This window comes from Mesorhizobium sp. M7A.F.Ca.US.010.02.1.1, assembly GCF_004023085.1.
In the GTDB taxonomy this organism is placed as follows: domain Bacteria; phylum Pseudomonadota; class Alphaproteobacteria; order Rhizobiales; family Rhizobiaceae; genus Mesorhizobium.
On sequence record NZ_RZRV01000006.1, the window covers coordinates 36,843 to 53,033 of the forward strand.

Here is a 16,191-nt window from a genome sequence, read left to right on the forward strand (position 1 = left end):
ATACATATCAATCGCGTGCAAAAAAGGGTACAATTTAGACCATCGGCAGAAAGAAAATGAATACAATCGCGACAATACGTCATTCGAGCGCTGCATTATCAGGCCAATCGATACGCCCGTCGGTTCAGCGCGGCTTTGTCAGCCGCCTTGTGCGCGTGCTGAGGTCGCTGGCAAGATGGATCGACAACCTGCTGGATCGCCGCCGCAGCCGGTTGGCGCTGCTGGAGATGACCGACGACCAGCTCAAGGATATCGGCATCTCGCGCTGCGATGCCCACCGCGAGGGCATCAGGCCGTTCTGGGACTGACCGTGATCCCAAAAGTGGGAACCGGTTTTTGGGAAAGATAATGGTCCCTGGAAATGCGGACAGGACGTCCGCACAGTTCTAACGGACGCTCGATGCCCTGGTGCGAGCAATGCCATGGTCCGCAAGGACGGCGACCACGCACAGCACGAGGAAAAGTCCGGTGATGGCTGCGGCCGAGATGACGACGCTGGTCGCGCCGTTCTTGGCGATGTCCAGGAAAGGGTAGGGCACCTCGCCGGCAAACGGCGCCCGCACCAGCGCATAGACCAGATAAGCGATGGGATAGATCACCCACCAGGAAATGTCGCTCCAGCGCGTCCTGCCGTCAGCGCCCGATATCAACCACCACAGCACGAAGAGCACCGGCGTCACATAATGCAGCAGGACGTCGCAGAGCAGGAACAGCCCCTGCGGCTGCCAGAGTTGTGCCAGGACCGTTGCATAGATGATAAAAACCAGCGCGATCGAAGCGGCAACGCCGGCCCGCATCCGCGCGCCTGCAAAGGCCGGCACCCAGGCATAGAAGGTGGGTGACAGCAGCGACATGTACACCAGCACCGCGCCGATGTTGGTCAAGATGGTGAAGAAGCTGAAGACGAAAATGACGGAGCCAAGCAGGCTGCGGCCTGCTTCCATCGATGCCGGAATGCTGATGCAGAACTGCAGGATGAGCCCGGCCAGACCGATGACCAGCCCCACAATCTGCAGAAAGCGGCCCATGGGCTAGGCCGTCGCGGCGCAGGCCGGATTGCCGGTCTGCCAACGAGCGATGTCCGAGCCGATGCGGGCGCCGAGCGGATCGTTCATCAGCGGTCCGAAGACGTCGACACGGCTAGAATTGCCTTGCGCCTGCACGACCAGCAAAGGTTTGCCGCCATAGTGCTTGGCCGGCACCAGCAGGAAACGCGGCGTGCCGCTGAACGAATTCAGCTCATTGGCCATCTGGTACGGTTTGAAGGCTGGGTCCTTGCTGGCGATCCAGCATTTGTGGGCAGCGATCGCCACTTGTTCCATGGCCAGCAGCGCAGCACTTTTGCCTGAGGGAACAGGCGTGCTCTTTGGCGTCGACTGGCAAGATGCCAGCACAAAGCCCGCCGCGGCGACCAGCGCGATCGTCTTCGACTTAATCAAGCGGCACCCATCTCAAGCTCGGACAGAAAAATCTTCAAACCATCGGTCATCTCGCCCCACACCCTCGACAATGCCGGGTGTTGCGAGGCGATCTGCTGGTAGGCGTCGAATTTGGGATAGGCATCGAGCAGGTCGTGGCGTCCCGTCATGGCCCGGAAATTGTTGAAGATGAACCGCGTCGGCGTCAGCCAGGCATCGGCGAAACTAATGTCGTCGCCGAGTGCGAAGGGCCCTTGCGCCATGCGGGCCTCGATCGCTGCCAGTCCATGATGTAGGCGGGCGAACTGGGCGTCGATCTCGGCATTGTTTCGCTTCGGCACGGAATGAAGCTCGAAAAGCTTCATCATCGGTGTCAGCACATCGAGATCGGTGATGCGGGCGAACATACGCACCAGCGCGCGGTCCTTGGAATCGGGGGGCAGCAGCGCCGGTTCCGGGAACCGTTCCTCGAGATATTCGGCGATGACCACCGATTCGACGATCGTCTCGCCCGAGCCGGTGATCAGCACCGGAATCCGGTTCATCGGTGAGATGGCGCGAAACTCTTCCGGGATGGGGAAACCGGGCGGCGGCGCGATGATCTTGAGTGGTACGTCCTTGATGTAGGCCAGTGCCCGCACGATCGACGAGTAGGGCGACAACGGCCGCGAATAGAGTTTCATGACCGTCTCTCTCCCCAATGAACCAGACTTGCTCCAAAGAAACAGGAATGTCCGGCTGTTTTCAAGCTGTTCGCTTCGATATCGTCAGGCGGCGATGCCGAGAGCGCTCTCGAACAGTCCGCGGCCGTCGGTGCCGCCATGGGCTGCTTCGATCAGGTTTTCCGGGTGCGGCATCAGCCCGAGCACATTGCCTTGGCTGTTGACGATGCCGGCAATGTCGTTGATCGAGCCATTGGGGTTGGTGCCCTCGGCATAGCGGAACACCACTTGGCCTTCGCCTTCGAGGCGGGCAAGCGTGTCGGCGTCGGCGAAATAATTGCCGTCATGATGCGCGACCGGCGAGCGGATGATCTGGCCCGGCTGATAGCGGCGGGTGAACATGGTGTTGGCATTGGTGATCTCGAGCTTCACCTGCCGGCAGACGAATTTCAGCGAGGTGTTGCGCATCAAGGCGCCCGGCAACAGGCCGGCCTCGACCAGGATCTGGAAACCGTTGCAGACGCCGATGACCGTAACGCCGGCGGCCGCTTTTTCGGCCACAGCCCGCATGACCGGCATGCGCGCCGCGATCGCGCCGCAACGCAGATAGTCGCCGAAGGAAAAGCCGCCTGGAATGGCGATCAGGTCGACATCGGGGATTTCGGTGTCGGTCTGCCAGACGGTGATTGGCGGTGTTCCCGAAATCTTGGTCAACGCTGCGATCATGTCGCGGTCGCGATTGAGGCCGGGCAGGAGGACGACGGCTGATTTCAATTTAGGCGATCTCCACCGCGTAATTCTCAATCACCGTATTCGCCAGCAGCTTGTCGCACATGGCCTTGAGGTCGGCTTCGGCCTTGGCCTTGTCACTTTCGGCCAGCTCGACGTCGAAAACCTTGCCCTGCCGCACCGCGCCGACGCCGCCGAAGCCAAGGCCCGACAATGCGTGTTCTATCGCCTTGCCTTGCGGGTCGAGCACGCCGTTCTTGAGGGTGACGGTAATGCGGGCCTTGATCACGCTGGACATGCTCCTGTTCTGACTATCAGTTCGCAAGCCGCGATCAGTGCGGCTTGCCTTTGAGACCGTCGGTCGAGGCGACGAGCACAGGGCCGGTCGGGCGCGGCGGTTCGTTCTCGTTCATGATGCCGAGGCGGCGGGCAACTTCCTGGTAGGCCTCGACGAGGCCGCCCATGTCGCGGCGGAAACGATCCTTGTCGAGCTTGTCCTGCGTCGCCACGTCCCACAGGCGGCAGGAATCCGGCGAGATCTCGTCGGCGACGACAATGCGCATCATGTCGCCCTCGAACAGCCGGCCGCATTCGATCTTGAAGTCGACGAGCTGGATGCCGACGCCCATGAACAAGCCGGAGAGGAAGTCGTTGACGCGGATGGCCAGCGCCATGACGTCGTCGATCTCCTGCGGGCTCGCCCAGCCGAACGCAGTGATGTGCTCTTCCGACACCATCGGATCGTCGAGCGCGTCGGCCTTGTAATAGAATTCGATGATCGAGCGCGGCAGAACGGTGCCTTCCTCGATGCCGAGCCGCTTGGACAGCGAACCGGCGGCGACGTTGCGCACCACCACTTCGAGCGGAATGATCTCGACTTCCTTGATCAACTGCTCGCGCATGTTCAGCCGGCGGATGAAATGGGTCGGAATGCCCATGCGGTTCAAATGGTTGAAGATGTACTCGGAAATGCGGTTGTTGAGGACGCCCTTGCCGTCGATGACTTCATGCTTCTTCTTGTTGAACGCGGTGGCGTCGTCCTTGAAGAACTGGATAAGCGTGCCCGGTTCGGGTCCCTCATAGAGTATCTTGGCCTTGCCTTCATAAATGCGGCGGCGATTTTTCATCTGGATTTTTCTCTGGGGTTCCGGACAGGGCGGTATCAGACCATTTCCTGTCCGTCTGCCTGAAATAGTGCGGCTACGGTAGGGTTCAATGCCGGGTCTATCCCAATCACATCGTTTGCTCAATCGGCAAATCCTTCCAATCAACCGCTTTCGGGACTGAAATGCCGCAGCGCAGCATGCGATGAAGCGTATTGACCGGCCCGCGACCTTTTGGTTTGTGCTTTGGCAACGCACATATTCACCGCCAACGAATCGAATTTGACCGGAGGGACGCCATGAGCAGCATGAAAGACCGCGAAGAGGGCTTTGAGCGTAAATTCGCATTCGACGAGGAGCTTCGGTTCAAGGCCTCGGCACGCCGCAACAAGGCGCTCGGCCTGTGGGCCGCCGAAAAGCTCGGAAAGTCCGGCGCTGATGCCGACGCCTATGCCAAGGAAGTGGTTATCTCCGACATCGAGGAAGCCGGCGACCACGACGTGTTCCGCAAAATCCGCGGGGATTTCGACGCGGCCGGCGTCGAGCAGTCGGACCACCAGATCCGCCGCACCATGGACGAACTGATGGCGCAGGCGATCGAGCAGATCAAGAACACCTGATCCGGGCCATGCGCTGATCCCGGCCATACGCTGGACCAATCGACCGCCCGGCCTATCCGGGCGGTTTTTCTTTGCCTTTGTCGCGATTTCTGGCTGAAACTGCCGGAGTTAACAAGGAAAGTACCCATGTCCCTGAAGTCCCGCCTCGCGGCCGACGAAACGCTGTTCACCGCATGGTCCGGCGTGCCGGATGCCTTGACCGTCGAAATCGTCGCCAAGCAGGACTTTGATGCCGTCACGCTCGACATGCAGCATGGCGGCCATCACGAAGACAGCGTGCTGCGTGGCCTGGTGCCGGTGCTCGCTGCCGGCAAGCCGGCGCTGGTGCGCATTCCCGTTGGCCGTTTCGACATGGCAAGCCGCGCGCTCGATTTCGGCGCCGAGGCGGTCATCGCGCCGATGGGGAATTCGGTTGCCGATGCAAAATTGTTCGCCGCCGCCATGAAATACCCGCCACTCGGCGAGCGCTCCTGGGGGCCGACTTACGCTTTTCCGCGCCACGGCCAAGGCGACCAGGCCGACTGGCTGCGCGACACCAACCAGCGCACCATGGCCTTCGCCATGGTCGAGACGCGTGCGGCCCTCGATGCGCTCGACGGCATCCTCGACACGCCCGGCATCGACGGCATCTTCCTCGGTCCATCGGATTTCTCGATCGCCTGGAGCAATGGCGCCACGGTCAATTCGACGCTGGAAAGCATGATGGAGACTGTGGCATCGGTGGCCGAGCGCACCCGCAAGGCCGGCAAACATGCGGCGATCTACGTTGTCGAGCCGGCAATTGCCGGCCGGGTTGTGTCGATGGGCTATCGCCTGCTGGCCATGGGCTCCGAGCATTCGCTGATCGGGCTTGGCGCAAAAACGCTGATCAAGAGCGTCCGCGATTCGATCGGGTCCTGAAGAAACTCAGGGTTTCAAATCCGTCAGGAATTTGGCGAAGGTCATTGAACCTTCGGGCCACGGCCCGAAGCCTGAATCCGCGTTCAGATGACCGGTCTCGCCGGCATCGATGAACAGCGAGCCCCATGCACCGGCAATGTCTTCGGCGACATCGAAGGCGCAGAACGGATCGTTGCGGCTGGCGATCACGATCGAGGGAAAGGGCAGCGGCTCACGCGGGTAGGGACCGAAGGTCATCAGGTGCCTGGGCCTGATCTCGGGATTGGCGACGTCGGGAGGCGCCACGAAGAAGGCCCCGGCGACCGGCTTGCGGAATTGCGGAATGGCTTGCACCGCAGTGGCGACGCCGAGTGAGTGCGCGACCAGGACAACCGGCCGCTCGGCCTCGTTGACCGCCTTGGCGACGCTCGCCGTCCAGTCCTCGCGAACCGGCTTCGACCACTCGGCCTGTTCGACGCGGCGCGCCGTCGACAGTTTCGACTGCCAGCGGCTCTGCCAATGGTCGGGGCCGGAATTGGTGTAGCCCGGCACGATGAGGATATCTGCTTCCTTGACCTTCATGGCGCTGAGATAGCGAGCGGCATCGCTTCGTGCAACCGGCAGGAACGCCGCTATTGATCACAATAGTGAACACCATGTTCGCTTCTTCGCGTCTTGTGTGAACGATGCCGATGGACGATCTGTGGTCAGGAAAAGAAACAGCCGTGCGCGGGAACCCTGACTTTGGAACTGACACGACGTACAATGATCGGCGGAGTGGGGCTTCTCGCTTTGGGAGCTTCATCGCAGGCCGGTCGAACGGAGCATTTGATGAGCGAGTTGCCTTTTGCCGCCACCACCCCAGTCAGCGTTGCCCGCGTCGGGCTGAAGGCGCGCGACGCGGAAAGCCTTGCCGCATATTACCGCGAAATTGTCGGTCTGCAGGAGTTGAGCCGTGCCGATGGTTCGATCACGCTGGGCGCCGCCAACCGTCCCTTGTTGGTGCTTGAGCAGGACGCTTCAGCTAAGCCGGATGATCCGCGCAGCGCCGGGCTGTTCCACACCGCCTTCCTGCTGCCCAGCCGCGCCGATCTCGGCCGCTGGATCAACCACGCTATATCGAACAAGATCGCGATCGAGGGCGCTTCCGACCATCTGGTCAGCGAAGCTCTGTACCTGACCGATCCCGAAGGCAATGGCATCGAGATCTATGCCGACCGCCGCCCGCAGGACTGGAAGTGGAATGGCGACAAGATTGCCATGGCAACGGAGCGGCTGAACATTCCGTCCGTCGTTGCCGAAGTGCCTGCGGGTGACGCCGGCTGGCAGGGCGCGCCGGAAAACAGCATCGTCGGCCATGTCCACCTGCGTGTCGGCAGGCCGGAAGACGCCGAAGCCTGGTGGAACCAGGAATTCGGCTTCGACACGGTGGCGAAATATGGCGGCCAGGCGGTGTTCCTGTCGTCGGGCGGCTATCACCACCACATCGGCGCCAACGCCTGGCAGAGTTCAGGCGCAGGCCGCCGCGATCCCTCCCGGTCAGGTCTGGCCTGGGTCGAGATGCGTTCGGACAAGGCATCCACCGAAACCACGCGGGAAGACCCGTGGGGCACGGTGATCCGCACCGTGCCTGGCGCTGCCGGCTAAGCGCCCGCTGCGCTCTTAAACAGAACTGGCGGCGTAACCGGTCAGCAATCCGTGTGCCCAACTGTCGAAGCCGGCCGCCGTCGCGCGGCTGGATGCTTCGGCCCAGTCATAACTGACCGCGTGATGGCTGAACGACCATTCTCCGCGCTTGTGCGGGCGAGGGCGTAGCGGGCATGCGGGCTGCCGGTCACGGTAAGGCCGGGAAACGCCTGAACACCGACGCTGCCGGGATTTAGGATCGTCTGGCGGTCGGAAAGCCGCACGACGCGCGGCGTATGGGTGTGGCCGCACAAGGTCAGCCCGGCATCGATGCTGCCGAGCTTGTGTCTGATTTCTTTTTGATTGGATGGATAGAAGTGATTGCCGCCGTCTTCCTCGAGCAGGAACGTCTCGTCGTCGCTGGGGCTGCCGTGGCAGAGCAGAATTTCAGGGGCGAGCGTCAGGGCAATCGGCAATGCCAAAAGCCAAGCCAATGACGTCTGGGAGAGGCAATGGTGGGTAAAGGCATCGACGTCTTCCAGCCCGGAAGCCGGCGGCTCGATCAGCACACGGTCGTGATTGCCGCGCACGGTCGGCCAGTTCTGTGCAATCAAATATTGCGCGGTTTCTTCCGGCCATAGCGGCCCGGAGAGACAATCACCCAGATTGACGATGATGTCGGGAGAATTGTCCTTGATCCGCGCATGAACCGCTTCAAGCGCGCGCAGATTCCCGTGAATGTCGGAAAGGACAGCCAGTCGCATGGAAATCCTATCCGAACACCCGCTTGAAGATCGTGTCGACATGCTTGGTGTGATAGCCCAGGTCGAATTTCTCGCGGATCTCGGCTTCCGGCAGCGCTGCGGTCACTTCCTTGTCGGACAGTAATTCCTCAAGAAAATCAGCGCCTTGCTCCCACACTCTCATGGCGTTGCGCTGCACCAGCCGGTAGGAGTCTTCGCGCGACAGGCCCGCCTGCGTCAGCGCCAGCATGACGCGCTGCGAATGCACGAGGCCGCGGAACTTGTTCATGTTCTTCAGCATGTTGTCGGGATAGACGAGCAGCTTGTCGATGACGCCGGTCAGCCGTGACAGCGCGAAATCGAGCGTCACGGTGGCGTCCGGGCCGATCATGCGCTCGACCGAGGAGTGCGAGATGTCGCGCTCGTGCCAGAGCGCCACATTCTCCATCGCCGGCAGCGCCATCGAACGCACCATGCGGGCAAGGCCGGTGAGGTTCTCGGTCAGCACCGGGTTGCGCTTGTGCGGCATGGCCGACGAGCCTTTCTGGCCCGGCGAAAAATACTCTTCCGCTTCCAGCACTTCGGTGCGCTGCAAATGCCGGATCTCGATCGACAGCCGCTCGACCGACGAGGCGATGACGCCGAGCGTGGCAAAGAACATCGCGTGACGGTCGCGCGGGATCACTTGCGTCGAAACCGGCTCGGGCTTCAGGCCGAGCTTCGCCGCCACATGTTCCTCGACATAGGGGTCGATGTTGGCGAAGGTGCCGACCGCCCCGGAGATCGCACAGGTGGCGATGTCCTCCCGCGCGTGCACCAACCGCTCGCGGCAGCGCGAGAACTCGGCATAGGCCTGCGCCAGCTTGACGCCGAAGGTGGTCGGCTCGGCATGGATGCCATGGCTGCGGCCGATGGTGACCGTGTCCTTGTGCTCGAAGGCGCGGCGCTTGAGCGCTGCAAGCAGACCATCGATGTCGGCGAGCAGGATGTCGCTGGCGCGGGTAAGCTGCACCGCAAAGCAGGTGTCGAGAACGTCGGACGAGGTCATGCCCTGATGGATGAAGCGGGCGTCCGGCCCGACGAATTCGGCAAGATGGGTGAGGAAGGCGATCACGTCATGCTTGGTAACGCGCTCGATCTCGTCGATCGCCTCGACATCGAATTTTGCCGCCCCGCCCTTTTCCCAGATGGTTTTTGCCGCTTCCCTGGGGATGACGCCGAGTTCGGCCAGCGCGTCGCATGCATAGGCTTCGATCTCGAACCAGATGCGGAACCGGGTTTCTGGCGACCAGATGGCGACCATTTCCGGCCGGGAATAGCGAGGGATCATCGGTCAGTCCTGACATATCGAGAAGTTTGCCCGCGTCCTAACAGAGGCGAGCAAAATGCTCAACGCCGCTGGCGCGCAAACCAGACGCCCGCGGCAAACAGAGCGATGAAACCAACTGGAAAATAGAGCCGGATGCCCAGCACCACGAACTGATAAAGCGCAATCAACGTCGTGAAGACGAACTGGAGGACCCAGGTGCGGGTGAAAGCAGGCGCATGCCACTCGGCATAGTAGGAGCGGTACTGCAGGGCAAACAGCCCGGCGGTCAGGCCGATCGTCGCCGCGGCTAGGCACACGAAGGCCGCGGCAAAGGCGACTTCCCAGCGTCTTCCCTGCGAAACCAGCCGCGCCGCGAACAGGCCGATAGGAAAGGCCAGCGCAGCTCCCACCGCGAACAGTACGGTGACAATGCGGATTTTCGCCGGCGTCTCCCAGTCGTCCAACAACAGGGTGACGAGCGCACTGGCGCCCATCGTCGTGGCCCATAGCAAGGCGCCATAAAACGCAGTGCGCGGCGTCGGTATAGCGCGGCGAAGGCGGTTCAGCGAACGATCGCGCGGGGCGGGTGGGACAAGCGGTGTCACAGGCGGCCGGTCACCGCGATCCAGCGAAAGTCCGGGCCTTCAAAGCCGTACTGGCGCACCGCGATCAGCACGGCATAGGCGCTGAGACTGTCCATCGAAAAGGTCTGCACGGCGCCGATGCGGTAGCCGTTCGGGCAACCCCGGCTTTTCGGTATCGCCTTATCCTCGTGCAGCAGCTTGGTGGTGCCACCATCCTGCGCCTCGATGCGCAGCAGCCGGAAGCCGTTGATCTCGCCCTGGCTCTCGCAGCCCTTGGTGTTGTTCATGCCGATCTCGTCGAGCCGGAACTCGAGCGGTGGGTCGACCGGCGAAAAGATCGGGCGCGGATTGACCGCCATCCGGTGCGGATCCGCCGAAAGCTCGGTCACCGGGTTGAAACCCGCGGTGATGCCGCGATTGGCGCTCAGCTCGGCCTGACTGACAATGGCTTCGCCTTTTTGCCGGGCCTGAAGGCGCGCCGCATCCAGTTTGGCATTCTCGTCCTCAAGCCGGACCCGGATCGGCGTGCCCTTGAGAAAGCTGTCGGTGCTGGTGTCGATGTAGTAGCGGTTGGCATAGGGAAAACCCGATCCATCCTGCACGCCATATTCCTCGAAAGCAAAGACGCTGCCGTCCTTGGTGAAGCCGAGGATTTCAAGTTCGGCGACATCGCCGGCATGAGCCGCGATCGAGGTGGCAAACTGTGCAAGCAGGCCAACGGCAAACAGAAAGAGCATTCGCATCGGTCTTCACCCCCGTGATCGTCTCAATCCCCTAGCACGCCGAAATCAAAACGTCGTGCGGTGCGAAAGCCGATGCATCCAATCGGCCCGTCATTTGTTATGGTCGGCAGTCCCAATGGAGAACCACCATGACCGACACCAGCAAAATTCGCGAGCATATGGAAGTTGTCGGCGCCGACGGCGTGCATGTCGGCACTGTCGACAAGGTCGATGGCCAGCGCATCAAGCTGACCAAGGCCGATAGCGGCGAGGGCGCTCACAAGGGCCATCATCACTATATTCCCCTGAGCCTGATTGCCGAAGTCGACGGGAAGAAGGTCTGGCTGTCGGCGAATTCCGATGTTGCGGTGACGTTCGAGGAAGAAAAGTCCGATCCAGTCTGATCGATCGCTTTACCCCGGGCGCGACGACCAGACCGGAAATAGATCGTTTTCGGAGGGCGTCGCGGCAAACACGCCGCGGCTGATGGCCCGCGCCATGGTGGCGCCAGCCGCGGCGTAAAGGTCGATCGCCGCGTCGGCGGAAAGTTCGATTCCGCTCGTGCCCGTCGCCAGCGCAAACACCAGGTCGCCATCGGCCGGCGTGTGCGTCGGCCAGATGGCGCGCACGAAGCCGTCATGCGCCGATATCGCCAGGCGCTTGGCGGCAGCTTTTGTGAGCACCGCATCGGTGGCAATGACGGCGATGGTGGTGTTGCCGCCGGTCTCCATCGGCCTTCCCATATGCTTGTCGCGGTATTTCAAAAGAATCCTTTTCGCGTCGTCCGGCATCGGCGAGGGATAGCCAAGCCCACCGAATTCGTCGCCGATTTCGAATGGTGCTGCCCAGAAATGGCGGGTTCGGCTGACGGTTACCGAGCCCGTCGGATTGACGGCGGCCAGCGCGCCGATGGTGACGCCACTTTCCAGCAGCGTCGAGGCGGAGCCGAGGCCGCCCTTTAGCCCCGAGGTCAGCGCACCGGTGCCGGCACCGATCGTGCCGAGTTGGAAATCGGCGGTGGCGGTTTGCGCCGCCTCATAGCCAAGCTCACGGTAGGGCGGATAACGGCCCCAATCCTTGTCGCCGCCATTGCGCAGGTCGAACAGGATCGCCGATGGCACGATCGGCACGCGAAAGCCACCGACCTCGAGGCCGATGCCGCGTTCGCGCAACGCCGCCTGCACGCCGGATGCCGCGTCGAGGCCGAAAGCCGAACCGCCTGAAAGCACGACGGCGTGCACCACATCGACCGAATTGTGCGGTTCGAGCAGGTCTGTCTCGCGCGTGCCCGGCGCGCCGCCCAGGATCTGAACGCCAGCCACCGTCGGCGCATCGCAAAGCACGGTCGTCACCCCGGATTTCAGCCTGGCGTCGGACGCATTGCCGACGCGCAGGCCGGCAACGTCGGTGATCAGGTTGCGTGGGCCGGTGCGAAACATCAGTTGCTTTCCAAGGGCGCAAAGCGCGTGCCGTCGAAACGGAAGACGCGGTAGGGGCTCTGGCTGAGGTCGCCTTTTGCATCAAAGCGGATCGGCCCGATCGCCGTGGTGAAATCCTGCCCGGTCAGGGCTTCAGCCAATGGCTTGCCCGAGCTTTCGGACAAGCTTGATGCCGCCTTGGCGATTTCGACCGCGGCGTAGGCAGGCAGCGCATAGCCGTCGGGCACGATCTTCCTAGCGTCAAATGCCGCCAGCACTTTTGGATCGGCGACATCGGCCCATTCAGGCGGTGCGATCATCAGCGTGCCCACGGCATAGGGCACGTCGCCCGGCGGTGTGCGGAGATTTTCGCCGCCGGCAAAGACGATGCCAGCCTGAAGCTGTGCGGCATCGCGGCCCATGATGGCGATGTCGTCGCCGTCGCCGCCAGCAAAGACATGCGTCGCGCCGGCCTTCTTCAGCCGGCCGATCATGCCGATCTGGTTGTCGAGCTGTGGCCGGAACGTGTCTGTGAATACCGGCCTCAGCGCTGCCTGTTCGGCCGCTGCCCGCAACGTCTCGGCGATCTCACGGCCGTAGATGGTGCCGTCGTCGATAATGGCGAACAGCTCGTTCTGCCACAGATGGGTGAGGGCAGAAGCGACGGTGTTGCGCTCATCGTCGCCGCGTGGTCCGAGGCGATAGACCGGCCAGCCAGTCTTGGCGCGGCGGTCGGTCAGGCTTTCGGTCCGCACGCCAACGGTGATGACCGGAATGCCGGCATCCTTCAGGATCGGCATCGCCGCCTCGATGGCCTCGGTGCAGAGAAAGCCGACCACGATATTGACCTTGGCGGCGGCAAATTCCCTGGCCGCGGCAGCGCCGCCATCGGCGGTGCAGGCATCATCCACCGTCTTGAGTTCGATGCCGTTCGCCTCGGCGGCCAGACCGGTGCCGGCCTCGATCTGCTTGCCGAGAATGGCCGATGGTCCCGACAGGGGCGCTGAGACGCCGACGAGCAGCGTCTGGGCATCCGCGGCACTGGCCAGAAACAGCCAGAACAGCGCCGCTATTGTTCTTGTCCTGGGTCGCATTCGAGCGATGGGTCCCTCCGTGCCGGCTCTATGCTCCCGGCACTATTACCGCCAAGACCTAAAGGCTGCCCGGCCTTGGTGCAACACGCGAATTTCGGGATATGGCTCAGGCGCTTCGCTTGTGGCGGGCTATGTCTGGCCATATATGTCGGTAGGATCCTGACCACGGAAAATTTACGGTGCTGAAGAAGAACGACATTGGGCCGCAGGCCTATCGCGACGCGATGAGCCACTTTGCCGGCCACGTCCATGTGGTCACCACCGACGGGCCGGCCGGCAAGCGCGGCACGACGGTGATCGCCGCCTGTTCGGTGTCGGACACGCCGCCCACCATCCTGGTCTGTCTCAACCGCGAAAATGCCAAGAATGAGCTGTTCGTGAAAAACGGCAGGTTTGCCCTGAACACGCTGGCCTCGCACCAGGAGCCGCTGTCGGTCGGCTTTTCCGGCATCACCGGCCTGCCGGTCGAGGAACGTTTCGCGCTTGGCGAATGGGATGTGATCTCTACCGGCGCACCGACGCTGAAAGGCGCGCTCGCCGTGTTCGACTGCGAATTGATCGACACCAAGGATCTGGCCACCCATCGTGTGCTTTTTGGCAAGGTGACAGGTCTGCGTATGGGCGATAATTTGCGGCCGCTGATTTACCACGCCCGCGGCTACCACGTACTGGAAAGCGGAGCGGCGGCGTTCACGGAGAAAGAATGACCGAGCTGAAACCGCGCGCCGCGCCACGGACGATCGACGAGACGCTCGATCTCCTGACCGGTGCGGACTATGTGGCGGACCGGTCGCTGGCGACCGTGCTGTTCCTGTCGTTGCGTATGAAGCGGCCGCTTTTCCTCGAGGGCGAGGCCGGCGTCGGCAAGACCGAGATCGCCAAGGTGTTGGCACAGGCGCTCGGCCGCCGGCTGATCCGCCTGCAGTGCTATGAAGGCCTCGACGTCTCGTCCGCCGTCTATGAGTGGAACTACGCCGCGCAGATGATCGAGATCCGCATGGAGGAGGCGGCCGGCGAGGTCGAGCGCTCCGCCATGGAGCGCAACGTCTTTTCCGAAAAATACCTGATCCGCCGCCCGGTGCTCGATGCGCTGACCGGAAAGACGGGCGCTGCCCCGATTTTCCTGATCGATGAGCTCGACCGCACCGACGAGGCGTTCGAGGCCTTCCTGCTCGAAATCCTGTCCGATTTCCAGGTGACGGTGCCCGAACTCGGCACCATCAAGGCGGAAGAACCACCGATCGTCATCATCACCACCAATCGCACCCGCGAAATCCACGATGCGCTGAAGCGGCGCTGCCTTTATCACTGGGTCGACTATCCCAATGCCGAGCGCGAGCTGGAGATCGTGCGCCGCAAGGTGCCGCAGGCCAACCAGCGCCTTTCGGCCGAAGTGGTCTCCTTCATCCAGAAGCTGCGCCAGATCGAGCTGTTCAAGGTGCCGGGCGTCGCCGAAACCATCGACTGGGCCGGCGCGCTGACCGAGCTCGACAAGGTGGCGCTCGATCCTGAAACCGTCTCCGACACGATCGGCGTGCTGTTGAAATACCAGGACGACATTGCCCGCATCGAACAGGGCGAAGGCCGGCGCATCCTCAACGAGGTGAAGGCCGAGCTTTCGGCGGCGGAGTAGGCGATGCTGCGCCCCGAGCCAAAAGAGGCCATGCCGCACGGGCGAATCGCCGACAACATCGTCTATTTTGCCCGCACCTTGCGCAAGGCGGGCATGCGGGTCGGGCCGGCCTCGGTCAAGGACGCCATCGAGGCGGTGCTCGCCGCGGGCATTGGTTCGCGCGACGATTTCTACTGGACGCTGCACGCCGTGCTGGTGTCGCGGCATGAGGATCACGCCATTTTCGACGAAGCCTTCCGGCTGTTCTGGAAGTCGCGCGAACTGATCGAAAAGATGCTGGCTATGTTTTCGCCGGTGACACCCAACACCAGGGAAAAGCAGAAGCCACGCGCCGCTGAAAACCGGGTCAGCCAGGCGATGTTCGAGGGCCACCAGAAGAACCAGCCGCCACAGGAAATTCCCGAGATCGAGGTCGACGCCCGCTTCACCTTTTCCGGCAACGAGGTGCTGCGGGCCAAGGATTTTGCCCAGATGAACGCCGCCGAGATGGCCGACGCCAAGAAGGCGATCGCGCAGTTGCGGTTGCCTTTCGACATGGTGCGGACCCGGCGCTTCAAGGCCGATGCGCATGGCCGCCGCATCGATCCGCGCGCCATGATGCGTTCGGCTGCGCGCACCGGCGGCGAGCTGATTCTGCCGAAGTTCCGTTCGCCGCGCGAGGTTCACCCGCCGCTGGTGGTGCTGGCCGATATTTCCGGCTCGATGAGCCAGTACACGCGCATCTTCCTGCATTTCCTGCATGCGCTGACTGAAAAAAGGCGTCGCGTGCACACCTTCGTCTTCGGCACCCGGCTCACCAACCTGACCCGGCAGATGCGCCATCGCGACCCGGATGCAGCCCTTGCCGACTGTTCGGCGGCGGTCAGGGACTGGTCGGGCGGCACCCGCATCGGTGACACGCTGGCCGAGTTCAACCTGATATGGTCGCGGCGTGTGCTGGGGCAGGGCGCGGTCGTGCTTCTGATCACCGACGGGCTGGAGCGCGACGATGTCGCCGGCCTGTCAGAAGAAATGGAACGCCTGCACAAATCCTGCCGGCGTCTGATCTGGCTGAACCCGTTGCTGCGCTTCGACGGCTTCCAGGCGCGCGCCCGCGGCGTCAAGACGATGCTGCCGCATGTCGACGAGTTCCGCTCGGTGCACAATCTCGACGCGCTCGCCGATCTCTGCGCGTCGCTGGACAAGAAGTCGGCACAATCCGTCGATCCGCGCCGATGGCTGGAAGCTGGCGCGAGGCACGCCGCATAACCATATCTTTCCCATCCGGAAAACAGATCCCGAGAAAAACAGACTTCTGGAGAAACGGTCATGGAAAACAGCATTTATCTGGATGAGGCCCGCGACCCGCTGATCATTGCGGAGGGCTGGATGAAGGACGGCAAGGACGTGGCCATCGCGACTGTGGTCGAGACCTGGGGTTCGGCGCCCCGACCCATAGGCAGCCATCTGGTCATTGATGCCGACGGCAATTTCCACGGCTCCGTTTCCGGCGGCTGCGTCGAAGGCGCTGTGGTCAGCGAGGCCATCGACGTCATCGACAGCGGCAAGGCCAGGATGCTGGAGTTCGGTGTTGCCGATGAAACCGCATGGCAGGTCGGCTTGTCCTGTGGCGGTCGCATCAAGGTCTATGTTGAAAGGCTCGGCTGATCTT

22 protein-coding genes are annotated in these 16,191 nt (G+C 62.5%); 9 read left to right on the forward strand and 13 right to left on the reverse strand.

Going from position 1 to position 16,191, the window contains the following annotated elements; genetic code table 11:
- Nucleotides 1-56 precede the first annotated feature (56 nt).
- Nucleotides 57-308, forward strand: a complete 252-nt coding sequence (locus EOA19_RS08310) for a DUF1127 domain-containing protein (protein ID WP_128303279.1) — start codon at nucleotides 57-59, stop codon at nucleotides 306-308.
- A gap of 78 nt (nucleotides 309-386) precedes the next feature.
- On the opposite strand, the gene EOA19_RS08315 is transcribed toward EOA19_RS08310, so the two are convergent.
- The 6 genes from EOA19_RS08315 to purC form a co-directional block, all read right to left on the reverse strand.
- On the reverse strand, nucleotides 387-1,028 hold the full coding sequence (locus EOA19_RS08315; RefSeq protein ID WP_128303280.1) for a Pr6Pr family membrane protein: 642 nt from the start codon (nucleotides 1,026-1,028) through the stop codon (nucleotides 387-389).
- Nucleotides 1,029-1,031: 3 nt separating this feature from the next.
- Nucleotides 1,032-1,439 (reverse strand): hypothetical protein, encoded by a 408-nt coding sequence (locus EOA19_RS08320; RefSeq protein ID WP_128303281.1) that lies wholly within the window; start codon nucleotides 1,437-1,439, stop codon nucleotides 1,032-1,034.
- Nucleotides 1,436-2,101, reverse strand: a complete 666-nt coding sequence (locus EOA19_RS08325; protein ID WP_127810643.1) for a glutathione S-transferase family protein — start codon at nucleotides 2,099-2,101, stop codon at nucleotides 1,436-1,438. The genes EOA19_RS08320 and EOA19_RS08325 overlap by 4 nt, the downstream gene beginning before the upstream one ends.
- 84 nt (nucleotides 2,102-2,185) lie before the next feature.
- Nucleotides 2,186-2,854 carry a phosphoribosylformylglycinamidine synthase subunit PurQ gene (gene purQ, locus EOA19_RS08330; protein WP_128303282.1) on the reverse strand — a complete coding sequence of 223 codons (669 nt, stop codon included), beginning with the start codon at nucleotides 2,852-2,854 and terminating at the stop codon, nucleotides 2,186-2,188.
- Nucleotide 2,855: 1 nt separating this feature from the next.
- Entirely contained in the window at nucleotides 2,856-3,098 is a 243-nt protein-coding gene (gene purS, locus EOA19_RS08335) for a phosphoribosylformylglycinamidine synthase subunit PurS (RefSeq protein ID WP_023810342.1), read from the reverse strand.
- A 43-nt stretch (nucleotides 3,099-3,141) separates the two neighbouring features.
- Nucleotides 3,142-3,936 carry a phosphoribosylaminoimidazolesuccinocarboxamide synthase gene (gene purC / locus EOA19_RS08340; RefSeq protein ID WP_013532127.1) on the reverse strand — a complete coding sequence of 265 codons (795 nt, stop codon included), beginning with the start codon at nucleotides 3,934-3,936 and terminating at the stop codon, nucleotides 3,142-3,144.
- 275 nt (nucleotides 3,937-4,211) lie between these two features.
- Between purC and EOA19_RS08345 the strand changes: the two genes are divergently transcribed.
- Together EOA19_RS08345 and EOA19_RS08350 are read left to right on the forward strand one after the other, a co-directional pair.
- Nucleotides 4,212-4,532, forward strand: a complete 321-nt coding sequence (locus EOA19_RS08345; protein ID WP_013532126.1) for a DUF1476 domain-containing protein — start codon at nucleotides 4,212-4,214, stop codon at nucleotides 4,530-4,532.
- A 126-nt stretch (nucleotides 4,533-4,658) separates the two neighbouring features.
- Entirely contained in the window at nucleotides 4,659-5,432 is a 774-nt protein-coding gene (locus tag EOA19_RS08350) for an HpcH/HpaI aldolase/citrate lyase family protein (protein ID WP_128303283.1), read from the forward strand.
- A gap of 6 nt (nucleotides 5,433-5,438) precedes the next feature.
- Here the strand turns inward: EOA19_RS08350 and EOA19_RS08355 are convergent, their stop codons facing one another.
- Entirely contained in the window at nucleotides 5,439-5,993 is a 555-nt protein-coding gene (locus EOA19_RS08355) for an alpha/beta hydrolase (RefSeq protein WP_128303284.1), read from the reverse strand.
- A gap of 249 nt (nucleotides 5,994-6,242) precedes the next feature.
- On the opposite strand from EOA19_RS08355, the gene EOA19_RS08360 reads away from it, so the two are divergent.
- A complete protein-coding gene (locus EOA19_RS08360) occupies nucleotides 6,243-7,058 on the forward strand; it encodes a VOC family protein (protein WP_023810345.1) in 816 nt (271 codons plus the stop codon).
- Nucleotides 7,059-7,099: 41 nt separating this feature from the next.
- Here the strand turns inward: EOA19_RS08360 and EOA19_RS08365 are convergent, their stop codons facing one another.
- From EOA19_RS08365 to EOA19_RS08380, 4 genes are all read right to left on the reverse strand, one after another.
- Nucleotides 7,100-7,801: a metallophosphoesterase family protein gene (locus EOA19_RS08365; protein ID WP_164892884.1), complete on the reverse strand. Its 702-nt coding sequence runs from the start codon at nucleotides 7,799-7,801 to the stop codon at nucleotides 7,100-7,102.
- A gap of 7 nt (nucleotides 7,802-7,808) precedes the next feature.
- Nucleotides 7,809-9,110 carry an adenylosuccinate lyase gene (purB, locus tag EOA19_RS08370; RefSeq protein WP_128303286.1) on the reverse strand — a complete coding sequence of 434 codons (1,302 nt, stop codon included), beginning with the start codon at nucleotides 9,108-9,110 and terminating at the stop codon, nucleotides 7,809-7,811.
- Nucleotides 9,111-9,169: 59 nt separating this feature from the next.
- Nucleotides 9,170-9,583, reverse strand: a complete 414-nt coding sequence (locus EOA19_RS08375) for a hypothetical protein (RefSeq protein ID WP_128303287.1) — start codon at nucleotides 9,581-9,583, stop codon at nucleotides 9,170-9,172.
- A 107-nt stretch (nucleotides 9,584-9,690) separates the two neighbouring features.
- Complete coding sequence (locus EOA19_RS08380; RefSeq protein WP_128303288.1) at nucleotides 9,691-10,416, reverse strand: DUF2259 domain-containing protein; 726 nt, start codon at nucleotides 10,414-10,416, stop codon at nucleotides 9,691-9,693.
- A 128-nt stretch (nucleotides 10,417-10,544) separates the two neighbouring features.
- Between EOA19_RS08380 and EOA19_RS08385 the strand changes: the two genes are divergently transcribed.
- Nucleotides 10,545-10,799 carry a DUF2171 domain-containing protein gene (locus EOA19_RS08385; RefSeq protein ID WP_013532118.1) on the forward strand — a complete coding sequence of 85 codons (255 nt, stop codon included), beginning with the start codon at nucleotides 10,545-10,547 and terminating at the stop codon, nucleotides 10,797-10,799.
- A 9-nt stretch (nucleotides 10,800-10,808) separates the two neighbouring features.
- On the opposite strand, the gene EOA19_RS08390 is transcribed toward EOA19_RS08385, so the two are convergent.
- Nucleotides 10,809-11,834: a P1 family peptidase gene (locus EOA19_RS08390; protein ID WP_128303289.1), complete on the reverse strand. Its 1,026-nt coding sequence runs from the start codon at nucleotides 11,832-11,834 to the stop codon at nucleotides 10,809-10,811.
- On the reverse strand, nucleotides 11,834-12,907 hold the full coding sequence (locus tag EOA19_RS08395) for a branched-chain amino acid ABC transporter substrate-binding protein (protein WP_128303290.1): 1,074 nt from the start codon (nucleotides 12,905-12,907) through the stop codon (nucleotides 11,834-11,836). The genes EOA19_RS08390 and EOA19_RS08395 overlap by 1 nt, the downstream gene beginning before the upstream one ends.
- A gap of 179 nt (nucleotides 12,908-13,086) precedes the next feature.
- Here EOA19_RS08395 and EOA19_RS08400 point away from each other — a divergent pair, with 179 nt between their 5' ends.
- The 4 genes from EOA19_RS08400 to EOA19_RS08415 are packed head-to-tail and all read left to right on the forward strand — an operon-like array spanning nucleotide 13,087 to nucleotide 16,187.
- Nucleotides 13,087-13,614, forward strand: a complete 528-nt coding sequence (locus EOA19_RS08400) for a flavin reductase (protein WP_027036962.1) — start codon at nucleotides 13,087-13,089, stop codon at nucleotides 13,612-13,614.
- Nucleotides 13,611-14,540 carry a MoxR family ATPase gene (locus EOA19_RS08405; protein ID WP_128303291.1) on the forward strand — a complete coding sequence of 310 codons (930 nt, stop codon included), beginning with the start codon at nucleotides 13,611-13,613 and terminating at the stop codon, nucleotides 14,538-14,540. Before EOA19_RS08400 ends, EOA19_RS08405 begins: the two co-directional genes overlap by 4 nt.
- Before the next feature lie 3 nt (nucleotides 14,541-14,543).
- Nucleotides 14,544-15,788, forward strand: a complete 1,245-nt coding sequence (locus tag EOA19_RS08410; protein WP_128303292.1) for a VWA domain-containing protein — start codon at nucleotides 14,544-14,546, stop codon at nucleotides 15,786-15,788.
- Between the two features lie 60 nt (nucleotides 15,789-15,848).
- Entirely contained in the window at nucleotides 15,849-16,187 is a 339-nt protein-coding gene (locus EOA19_RS08415) for an XdhC family protein (RefSeq protein ID WP_128303293.1), read from the forward strand.
- Nucleotides 16,188-16,191 lie beyond the last annotated feature (4 nt).